Raw genomic sequence first — 11996 nt, forward strand, 5'->3', positions numbered from 1 at the left:
GCCCACTAGACCCACGACACGCCGTCTAAAGCACCACGTTTGCGCCTATAGCCCGCATAAGGCCCCCTGATCTGCAAGTCAGCCCCGGCCTCGTCCCTGACAAGAAGGAACGAGGTCGGGGCACAGCGCGTTGCTCTCACGCGGCGTGGGTGGCGCCTATCTGCCGGGGAACAGGAGCGGCAGGCTGTGCGCGACCTGGTGGGCGACCGATGCGCTCGAGTGGGCCTCCCCGTCGTCAATCCACAGCTGCAGGCTGGCGTCCGTCATGAGGTCGGGGTAATCCTCGTGGAACTCGTCAAGCTGCGGACTCATATCCCACAGTGCCGGGTCGTCGGAGCCGACGGAGGCCAGGATACGGAAGTCGGCCGGGCCATAGCCCTCGCGTAGCGCCCCCGCGGTCACCAGCTCCGCGATGCGCGCCTCGTCGGCGTCCTCCTCGCGTCCAATCCAGGACTCGCCCGCCATCGGCATGTACCCGTAGAAGTACTGCGGGCGCAGGGAGAACACATCCCACGTGGTCGTCGCACCCATCGAAAAACCGCCGAACGCGCGGTGCCAGCGCGAGGCTCGAAGCGAGGCGTCAGACATGTCACCGTGCGCGAAGGTCGTGTAGCGGGTTTCAACCTCCTTCATGAGCGTGTCGATCTCACTCGTCGCGAAGAAACGATTGAGGACGTAATCATCCTCGTAGTCGTCGGTCGCAAAAGACCTGTCCGGGTAGTAGGTCGCAAACACAACAATCGTGGGCGCGACCTCGCCTGACTTTTCCAGTTCGTCTACGACGGGGGCGACCCCGTCGGCCAATCCCGCCGCGTTGCCCCACCATCCGTGCGTCAGGTAGAGCACGTTCGCAGGGTGGTTGGGAGAGTACGAGGCAGGTACGTAGACGTAGGCCCGTTTACTGTAGGTGTTCCCGTCGTATCCCTGTTCGTAGGTGAGAATGTCGATCGACCCGTGCAGGGACGAGGCCGTGTCGAGCAGGGCAGCGACGGCCTCGGACATGGGGTCCTCGTCCTCGTCGTAGGCGATGGGGGCGGGATCTTTCTGTTCGTGCCCGGAGGGTAGAGCGATAAGAACGAGGCCGAACAGGCAGAGAGCGATCGTGAGCGATGTGACGATAGCTGCCATCCGCTTGGATGTTCGCCTGACGAACCTCGTGTTCATTGGTCGCCCCTCGCCTGCATTCCAGATGCCCTCATGGGTCCCACTGTAGGCCCGACCGGGCAGCGGGGACTAATCGGTGTGGTCCTTCCCGCGCTGCGCGTGCCCACCAATGTCGCACGTAATTCCCCCGCCGATCTTTCAGGATTTGAATTGTGATCGTTGAAATTCCGGGGTTTCAAGGGGGTCGGTGAAAATGCGTGTCGGGGAATTACGTGCGACATTTGTGGGGAACTATGGCGTGTGTTCGGCGTGTATTCGGCGCGTGTTCGGCGTGTGAGTGTGCCCGGTATGTCGGGGACGATCTGCTGCCTTGCACCCGCTCGTTGGCGTGTGACCTCCGACGTGTTGGTGGCGGTTTGTCTGCGGACGTGGCATACCCTGAGCGTATGACACCGGAGATCACGGATCCGCGCTTCCAGAAAATCGCTGAGGAGATTGCCGCAGACCCGGCCAACGCCTCGTACACGAAGCGAGGCGTGGGGCCGCTGTTCTACGCGGGGCCTCAGTGTCGCATCATGATCGTCGGTCAGGCGCCGGGGCGCGTCGCCCAAGATAGCGGCATCGTGTGGAACGACCGCAGCGGCGACCGGCTGCGCGACTGGATGGGCGTCGACCGCGACGCGTTCTACCACTCGGGCAAGCTCGCGATCGTCCCCATGGACTTCTACTTCCCGGGTACTGGAAAGAGCGGGGACCTGGCACCCCGCAAGGACTTCGCCGACAAATGGCACCCGCGCCTGCTCGAGCTCATGCCGAAGCTCGAGATGACGATCCTCGTCGGCGCGTACGCGACCAGGCGCTACCTGGACCTGAAGTCCTCGGCCTCCCTCACGGACGTCGTACGCGATTACAAGCACTATCTGCCCAGGTACTTCCCGCTGGTCCACCCCTCGCCGCGCAACCAGATATGGATGAAAAAGAACCCCTGGTTCGACGCCGACGTGCTGCCCGACCTCAAGGACCGGGTCGCAGCTCTCATGGCCTGAGTGTTATACGTGAGAATCTGCGTATAAACGTACGTCGGTATTCACGTACATTGCGTGCCCGTGGATTGACGAGGCCGGGGCCGGGGTGAGTGGTGCACACTAGAGTACATGGACGATCTGCGCATTCCCGCTGGGCCAGGCTGCCCGCACGGCCTCGTCGTACCCGCAGGGGAGCTGGAAGAGCGCTTCTCCCACGCGTCGGGTCCCGGCGGCCAGGGCGTCAACACGGCGGATTCGCGGGTTCAGCTGAGCCTGGACCTGGGCTCGACGAGCGCGTTGAATGATCGTCAGCGCGAGCGCGCCCTGCGTGAGCTTGGGGAGCGCCTGGTCGGCACCGTCCTGACCGTCACCGCCGCCGAGCACCGCTCCCAGCGCCGCAACCGCGCCGCCGCGCGTGAACGCCTCGCGCACGTCCTGCGTTCAGCGCTCACCCCGCCCACGCCTCGTCGCGCCACGAAGCCGACGCGCGCGTCCAAGCTGCGCCGCCTCGCCGACAAGAGGAGACGCGCCGAGGTCAAGGCGCGCAGGCGCCGCCCCGACGCTGAGTGAGCCCTGCGGGGACGAGGCCTGGGCCCGCTATGCCCATCGGCTCCCGTCGGTGCGCCAGCCGATAAACACCCAAGTGACGGGAAGCTTGTAGTCAAAGACCCATTGCTCGGTGCTCTTGCCCGAGGCGTTGGTGACGGCCTCACGCACGACATGCTGTGCCACGTACGCGTCGAAAAGCCGCTGCTCGCGTGCGGTGAACGGCTCGGGGCCAGCCAGGCGACGAAGGTCCGAGCGGGCCTCGTCGAAGGAAGAAAAACGCATCGGCCGGAAGGTCTGGGTCCTCGCGCCTACCGGGGTCCGGCCCATGGCAGCCAGTGCGCGGGTCACGTCGCGGACGATGCGCGGTGGGCGTCCGGCGCGCCCCAGGTAGGTAAGCAGGCGCGGATCGCGGGACGGGAGCGGGCCGCCCGGCACGACGACAGCCGCGCGCGAGCGCGCCGCCGCGTCGAGCTTACGCACGGCGGAGAAGACGTCCCCGCTCATGAGGGAGCGTGACGCGAAGGCAACATCCACGCTGTCCTTACCCAGGCCCGCATTCTCCCAGTCGTCCTCCCAGGCGAGCAGGTGGGAGGTGATCGGCAGGTTCTCCGCGGCCGCGCGCTCGTCGAGGATCGCAAGCATCGCCTCGGCGAAGTCGCATCCGTGCACGCGGTGCCCGGCGCGGGCCAGGGGGACGGCGAGCGTGCCCGTCGCGCAGCCCATGTCGAGGACCTCGTCGCCCGGATTGAGTCCGAGGAGGTCCATGAGCCACAGCTCGTAGTCTTCGGTCGCGTTGCGCGTGAACGTTGCTGCGCGCCTGTTCCAATAGGCGCGCGAGTCCCGGTTGATTGTACTGTCGTGTGTCGACATGAGATGACCCTTCACTGCGCCTACTGTTATGAGCCTCACGAGAGACCTTGCACGTATAATGTCACGCAAAAGGAGGCCCTGTCGTGAGCGAAACTGAGATCGGCGCGCGTCGTTCGGCGCTGCTGATGCGGCTTCGCGACGAAAAACATGCAGGTGTGCGTGGGGGCGTCTACCACCGCCTACAGGTGGAGATGACCTATAACTCTAATCACATCGAGGGATCTCAGCTGTCCGAGGAACAGACCCGTCTTATCTTCGAGACGGCGACTGTTGGCGGCGAGGGCCTGAGAGTCGATGACATTATCGAGGCGCGGAACCACTTCCGCGCTATCGATCGCGTCATCGAATGCGCCGGAACTCCTATCGGCGAGGAATATGTGAAGGATCTGCATCGTATACTGAAGCAGGGGAGCATCCAGGCTGATCTTGATTGGTTTGCCGTCGGCGATTACAAGCGTCTGCCGAACGAGGTTGCGATGCGTGAGACGAGCGCGCCCGCTGATGTTGCTGAGCATATGCGACCTCTGTTCGAGTGCGTCAACGATGTTGATTCTCTCACGCAGATCCTGGACTGGCATGTGCGCTTCGAACGCATCCATCCCTTCCAGGATGGTAACGGGCGGGTTGGTAGGCTCCTCATGCTTCAGCAGTGCCTCGCGGCGGGAGTCGTCCCGTTCATCATCACCGACGATCTGAAGGCCTTCTACTACCGAGGTCTGGAGAGGTGGGGTGACGAGAATGGTTTCCTCATGGATACGTGCCTGAGTGCGCAGGACCGTTTCGCGGTGATGCTCGATTACTTCCGGGTCCCGTACGAGCGTTCGGATAACTAGCCATCAGTTGTCGGTGATGAGGGGATTGTCGCTGTCCGGTGGGCAGGCCGGGTGGATCGGGGGAGTGTGGCCGGGTTAGGCTGGTTGCATGACACTCAACGAAGAGATGAACGAGTTTTCTGCCCTGACCGCCTCGCGCCGCTCGACGCGCGCTTTTACGGACCGTGAGGTCTCCGCCGAGGTTCTCGACGCGATTCTCGCAGATGCGACGACCGCGCCGTCCTGGTCCAACACGCGCGCTTTCCGCGTCGCCCTGGCCACGGGCGCGCGCGCCCAGCGCCTGCGCGAGCATTACGGCCGACTCTTCGATGAGGAGATCGAGGCCCATGCGCGCAAGGCTGAGGACGCGACGGTGGAGATCCCTGTGCCCGACGGCGACTACCCGGTGCGCAAGCGCTACCCCGACGAGCTGCGCCCCGCCCAGATAGAGGTCGCGAAGCTCCTGTATGGCACCTACAGCGTGGAGCGCGGCGACATTGAGGGGCGTAACCGCGTCAACCGTCGCAACGTGACGGCTTTCGATGCGCCCGTCATGGGCTTTGTCTTCGTTCATGAGGACATGTTGCCCTGGAGTGCGATGGATGCAGGCCTCATGCTCCAGACACTGTTCCTGTCCGCCAAGTCGCGCGGCATTGACTCGTGCCCGGTCGGCATCCTGGCCACCTGGCGCGCGCCCGTCGATGAGGAGTTCGAGATCCCCGAGGGCTACAAGTTCATCACCGGCTTCGCCCTCGGCTACGCTGATCCGGACGCGCCGATCAATTCGATGCAGGCGCCGCGCCCGCCGATCCAGCTCCTCGAAGGCAAGTGACGCTACGAGCGATACGCCTCTCGGCGGTGTGCGACGCGCACGACCGTCACAACGAGGACGTCGTCTTCGATGGAGTAGATGATCCGGTAGTCGCCGACACGGATGCGCCACGCGTTCTCCGTGCTCGCGAGCTTCTTGACCCCGTCGGGGCGAGGAGAACTGGCGAGCGATTCAATGGCGTCCAGTAGGCGGGTTCGCGCCGGGCGGTCCAGCTTGCGTACCTGGCGCGCTGCCGCTGAGGTGAATTCGATGCGGTACATCGCTAGTCGTTGAGTTCAGCGCGCAGGTCGGACAGACTCACGCGCTGCCCGTCGTCGTTGCGCACCGCCTCCCGGAAGGCCGCGAGATCCCGCGCATCCTCGAGTTCTTCCAGGGCCAACAAGTCGTCGACGCCAATCACGATCGCAGTGAGGCGGCCGTTTTTCGTCACACCAATTCGTTCGCCGCCGTAGGAGGCTCGCCCGAGAACGTCAGAGAGGTTCGCGCGCAGCTCCCGAGTCGATAGGGTTGTGGCAAGTGTGTTCATAGTGTCAGTTTAGTACCTTGTGTACACATCTGTGTCTGGATGAACATTCCCGAGTGTGAAGGGGGTCAGATGAACGTGTCGTGCTCCCAGTCGAACGTCTACCGTGGAATGAGGCCTCGGCCTTTGCCTTCGTCTACACGCTTGTTATTTTTGCGCTCATCTACAACACTGCTTTCCCCTTGTTCTATTCGACGGCACGCCGCTTCTCGGGTGGTTCGACGTCGCGGATGCGCAGGATGACGCGGCTGCCTATGCCCGCACCGAGCTGCCGGTCGACGAGGCGCTGGTGGAAGAAGCGCTCGAAAACGGGCAGCCAAACGCCTAGTCGTTGCACAAGTCGAGGCCCATCCTTCATTCATGAAGGGTGGGCCTCTCTGTCTGTGAGGGGGCTTTGATGCCCGTGGATCGGGGCAGGTAGGTTCCTGCAACCTCGACTGAGACCAAGATCTCAAAGCGCCGTTTTCGTGGGATTAGGTTGAGTGTTAGGTATTTAGTCCCGTTTGAACAAGCTCAAGTAAGGCTATCTTTAATCAATTATAAGTATTTCTGCATAGAATGGCGGCAGGCGCTGTCAAACCAGCGCTTGCCGAGGAACTAGGCCGTCCCTCGGTGCATGTTTGCGATCGGAAGGACCGCCATGTCAAAAAAGTACCTCTCTGTTGCCTTTGCTTATGTGGGAGTGATCGTCGGCGCTGGCCTGGCCAGCGGCCAGGACCTGCTCCAGTACTTCCTCTCCTTCGGTGCTGTCGGATTGATTGGAATCGCCGCCCTGGGAGTCCTCAACATCATCTTCGGCGTTGTCGCCCTCCAGCTGGGTTCCTACTTCCGCTCCGGCCACCACGACGAAGTTTTTGAACGCATCACTCACCCTGCCGTGCGCCGCGTCATTGACGTGGTGCTCGTTTTTTCTGGTTTCGCGATGGGCTTCGTGATGCTCGCTGGCGCGGGCGCGAACCTTGAGCAGCAATTCGGTTTGCCCGCGTGGGCTGGCAGTGCCGTGTGTGCAGGCCTCGTGATTCTCACCGCCTTCCTGGATTTCGATCGAATCATGAAGGTGATCGGCGTCTTTACGCCCATGATCGTCATCGCGATCGTCATTCTCGTCATTTACTCGCTGGTAACCCCGCACCCGAGCGTGGCCGAGCTGAATGCGACCGCCACGAAGGTCACCCCGGCTCTGCCGAACCTGTGGTTCTCGGCGATCAACTACTTCGCGCTGTGCGTCGTCAACGGTATCGGCATGGCCTTCGTGCTGGGCGGCTCGGTGCTGCGCATCCGCGAGGCTCGCCTTGCTGGCCGTATCGGCGGCGCGATCATCGCCCTGGTGATTGGCGGCGATGCCCTCGCCCTCTACCTGAACATGGACCGCATCTGGGACGTCAACGTGCCGGCCCTCGAGATTGCGCGCATGATTCACCCGGCCTTCGCCTTCGTCTACACCCTCATCATTTTCGCGCTCATCTACAACACGGTCTTCTCGCTCTTCTTCGCGACGGCGCGTCGTTTCTCGGGTGGGTCGACAAAGCGCATGCGCATCGTCCTCATGGGCGTTGTCGCGCTGGGGTATGCGGCCTCGCTGATGGGCTTCAAGAAGCTGATCGGCGGCATGTATCCGATCATCGGCTGGCTGGGCGTCGCGCTCCTGGTGGTCCTGGCTGCGGGCTGGTTGCGTGAGCGCGCGGGCGTCTCGCACGAGGAGAAGCTGCGCCGCAAGCTCATTCGCCTCCTGGTCCACAAGCATGCCGATCACCTGGAGTACACGGACGAGCATCGCGAAAAGGCCCGGGAGCTCTCCCGAGCGTCGGTTGCGGACTCCAAGCAGCTGCGCCGCGATGCCAGCATGCTCGCCAAGGATATCGCCGATCGTAAGCCCAACGCCTCGCCCTCGGACCTGGTTGCGCAGGGCGCGGGTGAGGGCTAACGCGCGGATCGCGCGCCGGGCAGCCCGTCGACGAGGCCTCGGCGACCGAGGCGATCAGGGCAGGTCAGGTGCGGGTCTGACTCACGAAAGGGACGAGGCCGTGGCTGCCTCGCGCTCGAGGAGCCAACGTTTCAGGGTGGCACCTCCCGCATAGCCGCCCGGGCCGGTAGACGCGACCACGCGGTGGCAGGGACGAATGAGGAGCAACGGGTTGCGCGCCACCGCCCCGCCGACTGCGCGCGCCGACGCGGCGACCCCGGCCTCGCGCAGGCGATACGCCAGCTGGCCGTAGGTCATTGTGTGCCCGTAGGGAATGGCGCTCATGGCTTCCCAGACGCGGAGCTGAAACTCGCTGCCCATAGGCGAGAGCGGCACGCGGGCGGGGGAAGGGACCCGCCAGGCGAAATAGTTGTCCAACCAGGACGCGGCCGCAGCCAATGCGGCCGCGTCCTCGTCTCTTCCAAGGCCTGCGTCGCGCCCGCAACCATCGAGGGAGGACACCGACTGTGCGGAAGCGGCCACGGCCTCGTCGACGACGAAGGGATGCCCGAAGAAGCGCTGCCCGGCCACCCACAAGCCGACGAGCGCACCACCCCGCGCGGCCAGCGTCAGGCGACCGATGGGGCAGCGATAGGTGGCGAGCGTCGGGTCAGAACTGCTCGGGGTGATCGCGGTAGGCATACGCCCACACTGTCACGGCGACGGTGACCGCGCGAGTCCACGCGTCACGCACGGCGCTCAGCTCTTCGCCCTCGAACCCCTCCGCCAGCAGACGATGCCCCACCTCCACAGTCGGAGCGATGAAAGCGAGCACGTAGCGCAGGGGCACGAACGGCGTCGAGTCCGCCCCATCCGCCGCGTTCTTCGCTGCGGACATGTGCCGGGCGCCGATCAGGTACTGGTAGTCCAACCACGCCTGGTCCCGCTCGCGCGTGCACATGTCGATGATCCACTGGGCGAATCGCGGCTTTGACGCCTGCGCGTACTCGGGATTCGGCTGCCCGTCCGGGTGCGCGGAATGGGCTGCCAGATACGTCTTTTGAGCCAGAATCCCGCGCCACGTGTCGACCATGTCCATGGCATGCGGCGCCAGGATGGGTTCTGCTCGTGCGAGCAGCTCTGCGTCACCGGGCTGGACGTGCGCTGCGGCCTCAATCTGGCGCAGATCCTCGAGTGTGAGCGGGGACGTGGGGACGGCATCGGTACCGTAGGTGTACCCCGACGAGTGGTCGTAAGCGGTCATGAGAACCTCCTCGATCCTATGCGTTAATGATAGAACGCGCTCTGCTCGTATGGGTCTGTTTGACATCTGGGACTGGTATGGAGCGCAGTTGGGTGGGCGTGGTTCGTGCGAGTTCGCCGTGCGCGTAGCCGCTGTGGTGAGGTGGCAACGGTGCTGGAGTGGTTGCGCACAATACAATTAACCTGTGGATCCCCTTCTTATCGCCCTGGCCGGAATGCTCATCATCGTGGCATGCCAATTCATCGCGCCCAAGGTGCGCGTGGCATCCCCCCTGATCCTGCTGGTCGTCGGCCTGGCGATCGGCTTCCTTCCGCAGGTGGAGGCCATCGAGATCGAACCGCACATCGTCCTCGAGATGGTGCTGCCGCCCCTGCTGTTCTCGGCGGCCGTGCGTATGCCGACCATGGACTTCCGCCGCGAGATGCAGGCCGTCGCGATGCTCGCGATTCCCCTCGTGTTCCTCTCCGCCTTCGCGGTCGGCTTCGTCATCAACTGGCTGGTCCCCGCGATCTCCCTGCCCTGGGGCGTCGCGCTCGGCGCTGTCCTGTCCCCGACGGACGCGGTCGCCATCTCGATCGCGAAACGCTCCGGCGTCTCCCACCGAATCATCACCGTGCTCGAGGGCGAGGGGCTCTTCAACGACGCGACCTCGCTCGTGTTGCTCTCCGCCGCGATGAGCGCGGGCCTGGCCGCCGACGAACACGCTCTCAACCCGGGCATGCTCATTGGGAAGGTCGCCATCGCCCTCGGTATCGCGGCCGCCATCGGGTGGGTCGTCGGCGAAGTCGGCGTGCGCCTGCGCGCCCTCATCAAAGACCCTTCCGCCGACACCGTGTTCTCCTTCGTGATGCCTTTCATCGCTTCGATTCCTGCCGAGCACTTGGGCGGCTCCGGCCTGGTCGCCGCCGTCGTCGCCGGCCTGGTCGTCTCGCGCCGCCGCGCCGCCACGATCTCCGCGAGCAACAGGCGCTTCTCCCAGCAGAACTGGCAGACCATGACCCTCGTCCTGGAGAGCGCGATCTTCCTGACGATGGGCCTGCAGGCCTTCGGCATCGTCGAGGAAACCAGGCAGTTTACGGGAGGACTGACTTTCGCGGCGTTCCTCGCCGTCGCCCTCGGCGCGCTCATCATGGTGATTCGAGCCATCTTCATTGCCCTTATGCTCGCTTGGCTGGACCATCGGCGCACCCACCGTCAACGCCGCTTCGAGGTGGAATCCGCGCGCATCGAGCGCTTTGAGGAGCGCATGAACGCCGCCTGCGAAGTGGACGCCGACATGCTCGAGGCCCGCGACCTGAGCCCCGAGCACTGGGAGAACGCGCTCAACCACTATCGCCGACGCCTCAAGCGCCGCGAACGCCGCAACGCGATGCGCGGATCGGACCTGGACTACTTCGCGAACGAGCCGCTGGGGCCGCGCGAGGGCAGCGTCATCGTGTGGGCGGGCATGCGAGGCGCGATCACGCTGGCCGCCGCACAAACCATCTCGACACACGCCCCGATGCGCGCGCTGCTGCTCTCAATCGCCCTGTTCATCGCGGCGGGGGCCCTCATCATCCAAGGACTGACCCTGCCCGGCCTCATCCGCATTGTCAAGCCCCAGATGGCCTCGGGTGATATCTCCGAAGAAGAACGCGCAAAGCTCCTGACGGTGATGGGTTCCGCGCTCGTGGACACCGCCCTGGCCCAAGCGATCCACGAAGTTGACGGCCAGACCCTGCTCTCCGCCGGCGTCTCTCGCACCCTGTCGCGCATCGGGAACGCGGTCTCCGCAACCGACGAGGCCGAGGGGACCCGCATCGCGCGCACGGCCGACCGCGTCCTCACCGACATCCTCCAGGACGCCTCCACGCAGTCGGGAGCAACCAGCGACGGACTGCGTCCCGAGTGCGTGGATGACTCGCTTGAGGCGACCGCCAGCGTTGCCGCGACCTCGGAATCGGCTTCCCTGCCCGCGGAGGATGCGTCCTCAGCGCTCGCGTCACCCGGCGATGACGAGGGACACGGCACGGTCGCCATGAGCGAGGAAGAAGTCGAGCGTTCCTTCACGCGCGACCAGATCCGTGAGCTCGCCCTCGAAGCCATTCACGCCCAGCGCGACGCGCTCCTGCAGGCCCGCGACGAGGGCATCTTCTCCTCGGCCGCCCTGGAAGGAGCGCTCGCCCGCCTCGACAACGAGGAGATCCTCCTGGTCTCCAGCCGCGGCACCGACCACTGACAGCGGACAGCGGGGGTTGGACGCTCACAGCCTCCCGTTCTCGCTGATCGCACAGAATCGAGCCGCACTCCGTGAGGGGATGACCCGATCAATGCGCGAGCGCGCAGACGTCAGTCCGTCGTCACCCGCGACGCGTACGCCGGGTCGTCAGTCACCGAGTTGAGCGCCTCCTCCAGGCGCTGCGGGGCAACGACGCCGCCTCGCGCCAGGACCCGGTAGGTCTGGTCGGCCTCGTGCGTCATCATGTTCGTCACCGTAAAGCCGTTGCGCTCGTAGAACGCCAGGCGGCGCACGCGCTGCTGGTAGTTCCCGGCCTCGCGCATGACCGGCTCGATTTCGAGCAGCTGCGGCACATCCCCGTAGCGCTCGCGGAAGTGGGTGAGGATGCGCGAACCGTAGCCGGCTCTGCGCGTGCGCCCATCGACGGCGAGGAAACCCAGGTAGAAGAGGTCGTGAAAGGCGAAAGAGACGGTCAGGGCGACCACGTTGCTAGCCCCGTCCTCGCCCGCGGGGAGGGAAGGGTCGATCCACGCGAGGAAGGACACCTCGTCGCGCTCGGCGCTGCGACGCAGCTCGGACATGGGGACCTGCTCCTCGGGCGGGAAGGACCGCTCGTAGATCTCCAGGATTTTGTCGGCGATCGGCCCGTCCGCAGGAACGGGAATCGGGGTGAGGTCGGTCATGGGGGCAGTCTACCCGCTCGGTCTTACTCGCCCTGTGCGTGTGCCCGATGAACGAGGCCGGGGCCGGGATTCCGGGGAGGCGGTGCGGTCATCGCACGCCGCCGTCAGGGTCCCCTCAGGGGATGATCAGGGGTCAGTCAGTGAACAACGACGGTCGTGGGTGATGCCCGCTCACTTAGACTTGTGGGTGGAATCAATAGCAGATGTGAGGAC

General features: G+C 64.7%; 14 protein-coding genes. 6 read left to right on the top strand and 8 right to left on the bottom strand.

Annotation, left to right across the window (positions count from 1 at the left end; all coding sequences use genetic code 11):
- Window positions 1-156: 156 nt before the first annotated feature.
- Window positions 157-1128, bottom strand: a complete 972-nt coding sequence (locus tag RYL44_RS04745) for an alpha/beta hydrolase (RefSeq protein ID WP_276739017.1) — start codon at window positions 1126-1128, stop codon at window positions 157-159.
- A gap of 422 nt (window positions 1129-1550) precedes the next feature.
- Here RYL44_RS04745 and RYL44_RS04750 point away from each other — a divergent pair, with 422 nt between their 5' ends.
- Both RYL44_RS04750 and arfB read left to right on the top strand, forming a co-directional pair.
- The gene (locus tag RYL44_RS04750; protein WP_314975238.1) at window positions 1551-2150 is read left to right on the top strand and encodes a uracil-DNA glycosylase family protein; all 600 of its coding nucleotides are present in this window, start codon (window positions 1551-1553) and stop codon (window positions 2148-2150) included.
- A gap of 108 nt (window positions 2151-2258) precedes the next feature.
- Window positions 2259-2699, top strand: a complete 441-nt coding sequence (gene arfB, locus RYL44_RS04755) for an alternative ribosome rescue aminoacyl-tRNA hydrolase ArfB (protein ID WP_314975239.1) — start codon at window positions 2259-2261, stop codon at window positions 2697-2699.
- A gap of 27 nt (window positions 2700-2726) precedes the next feature.
- On the opposite strand, the gene RYL44_RS04760 is transcribed toward arfB, so the two are convergent.
- Window positions 2727-3548 (bottom strand): class I SAM-dependent methyltransferase, encoded by an 822-nt coding sequence (locus RYL44_RS04760; RefSeq protein WP_314975240.1) that lies wholly within the window; start codon window positions 3546-3548, stop codon window positions 2727-2729.
- Between the two features lie 83 nt (window positions 3549-3631).
- Here RYL44_RS04760 and RYL44_RS04765 point away from each other — a divergent pair, with 83 nt between their 5' ends.
- Window positions 3632-4381, top strand: a complete 750-nt coding sequence (locus RYL44_RS04765) for a Fic family protein (RefSeq protein WP_314975241.1) — start codon at window positions 3632-3634, stop codon at window positions 4379-4381.
- An 88-nt stretch (window positions 4382-4469) separates the two neighbouring features.
- Window positions 4470-5192 carry a nitroreductase gene (locus tag RYL44_RS04770; RefSeq protein ID WP_314975242.1) on the top strand — a complete coding sequence of 241 codons (723 nt, stop codon included), beginning with the start codon at window positions 4470-4472 and terminating at the stop codon, window positions 5190-5192.
- Window positions 5193-5194: 2 nt separating this feature from the next.
- Here RYL44_RS04770 and RYL44_RS04775 read toward each other — a convergent pair whose 3' ends face one another.
- From RYL44_RS04775 to RYL44_RS04785, 3 genes are all read right to left on the bottom strand, one after another.
- Window positions 5195-5452, bottom strand: coding sequence for a type II toxin-antitoxin system RelE family toxin (locus RYL44_RS04775; protein ID WP_314975243.1), 258 nt, complete (start codon window positions 5450-5452; stop codon window positions 5195-5197).
- Between the two features lie 2 nt (window positions 5453-5454).
- A complete protein-coding gene (locus RYL44_RS04780; RefSeq protein WP_073982818.1) occupies window positions 5455-5718 on the bottom strand; it encodes a type II toxin-antitoxin system Phd/YefM family antitoxin in 264 nt (87 codons plus the stop codon).
- A 184-nt stretch (window positions 5719-5902) separates the two neighbouring features.
- Window positions 5903-6052 (bottom strand): hypothetical protein, encoded by a 150-nt coding sequence (locus RYL44_RS04785; protein WP_200783459.1) that lies wholly within the window; start codon window positions 6050-6052, stop codon window positions 5903-5905.
- Window positions 6053-6355: 303 nt separating this feature from the next.
- Between RYL44_RS04785 and RYL44_RS04790 the strand changes: the two genes are divergently transcribed.
- Window positions 6356-7639: a YkvI family membrane protein gene (locus RYL44_RS04790; RefSeq protein ID WP_314975244.1), complete on the top strand. Its 1284-nt coding sequence runs from the start codon at window positions 6356-6358 to the stop codon at window positions 7637-7639.
- Between the two features lie 81 nt (window positions 7640-7720).
- Here the strand turns inward: RYL44_RS04790 and RYL44_RS04795 are convergent, their stop codons facing one another.
- Both RYL44_RS04795 and RYL44_RS04800 read right to left on the bottom strand, forming a co-directional pair.
- Complete coding sequence (locus tag RYL44_RS04795) at window positions 7721-8320, bottom strand: methylated-DNA--[protein]-cysteine S-methyltransferase (RefSeq protein ID WP_314975245.1); 600 nt, start codon at window positions 8318-8320, stop codon at window positions 7721-7723.
- Window positions 8289-8882 carry a protoglobin domain-containing protein gene (locus RYL44_RS04800; RefSeq protein WP_073982817.1) on the bottom strand — a complete coding sequence of 198 codons (594 nt, stop codon included), beginning with the start codon at window positions 8880-8882 and terminating at the stop codon, window positions 8289-8291. The genes RYL44_RS04795 and RYL44_RS04800 overlap by 32 nt, the downstream gene beginning before the upstream one ends.
- 214 nt (window positions 8883-9096) lie before the next feature.
- On the opposite strand from RYL44_RS04800, the gene RYL44_RS04805 reads away from it, so the two are divergent.
- Window positions 9097-11100: a cation:proton antiporter gene (locus RYL44_RS04805; RefSeq protein ID WP_314975261.1), complete on the top strand. Its 2004-nt coding sequence runs from the start codon at window positions 9097-9099 to the stop codon at window positions 11098-11100.
- Window positions 11101-11210: 110 nt separating this feature from the next.
- On the opposite strand, the gene RYL44_RS04810 is transcribed toward RYL44_RS04805, so the two are convergent.
- Complete coding sequence (locus RYL44_RS04810; RefSeq protein ID WP_314975246.1) at window positions 11211-11783, bottom strand: N-acetyltransferase; 573 nt, start codon at window positions 11781-11783, stop codon at window positions 11211-11213.
- Between the last annotated feature and the right edge of the window lie 213 nt (window positions 11784-11996).

Origin of the sequence: Actinomyces bouchesdurhonensis (genome assembly GCF_963540955.1) — a bacterium.
Taxonomy (GTDB): domain Bacteria; phylum Actinomycetota; class Actinomycetes; order Actinomycetales; family Actinomycetaceae; genus Pauljensenia; species Pauljensenia bouchesdurhonensis.

Excerpts from the sequence above, each read along its gene's own strand:
- RYL44_RS04745 (WP_276739017.1), bottom strand. The coding sequence starts at position 1,128 with ATGGCAGCTATCGTCACATCGCTCACGATCGCTCTCTGCCTGTTCGGC.
- RYL44_RS04750 (WP_314975238.1), top strand. The coding sequence starts at position 1,551 with ATGACACCGGAGATCACGGATCCGCGCTTCCAGAAAATCGCTGAGGAG.
- arfB (WP_314975239.1), top strand. The coding sequence starts at position 2,259 with ATGGACGATCTGCGCATTCCCGCTGGGCCAGGCTGCCCGCACGGCCTC.
- RYL44_RS04760 (WP_314975240.1), bottom strand. The coding sequence starts at position 3,548 with ATGTCGACACACGACAGTACAATCAACCGGGACTCGCGCGCCTATTGG.
- RYL44_RS04770 (WP_314975242.1), top strand. The coding sequence starts at position 4,470 with ATGACACTCAACGAAGAGATGAACGAGTTTTCTGCCCTGACCGCCTCG.
- RYL44_RS04775 (WP_314975243.1), bottom strand. The coding sequence starts at position 5,452 with ATGTACCGCATCGAATTCACCTCAGCGGCAGCGCGCCAGGTACGCAAG.
- RYL44_RS04780 (WP_073982818.1), bottom strand. The coding sequence starts at position 5,718 with ATGAACACACTTGCCACAACCCTATCGACTCGGGAGCTGCGCGCGAAC.
- RYL44_RS04790 (WP_314975244.1), top strand. The coding sequence starts at position 6,356 with ATGTCAAAAAAGTACCTCTCTGTTGCCTTTGCTTATGTGGGAGTGATC.
- RYL44_RS04795 (WP_314975245.1), bottom strand. The coding sequence starts at position 8,320 with ATGCCTACCGCGATCACCCCGAGCAGTTCTGACCCGACGCTCGCCACC.
- RYL44_RS04800 (WP_073982817.1), bottom strand. The coding sequence starts at position 8,882 with ATGACCGCTTACGACCACTCGTCGGGGTACACCTACGGTACCGATGCC.
- RYL44_RS04805 (WP_314975261.1), top strand. The coding sequence starts at position 9,097 with ATGCTCATCATCGTGGCATGCCAATTCATCGCGCCCAAGGTGCGCGTG.
- RYL44_RS04810 (WP_314975246.1), bottom strand. The coding sequence starts at position 11,783 with ATGACCGACCTCACCCCGATTCCCGTTCCTGCGGACGGGCCGATCGCC.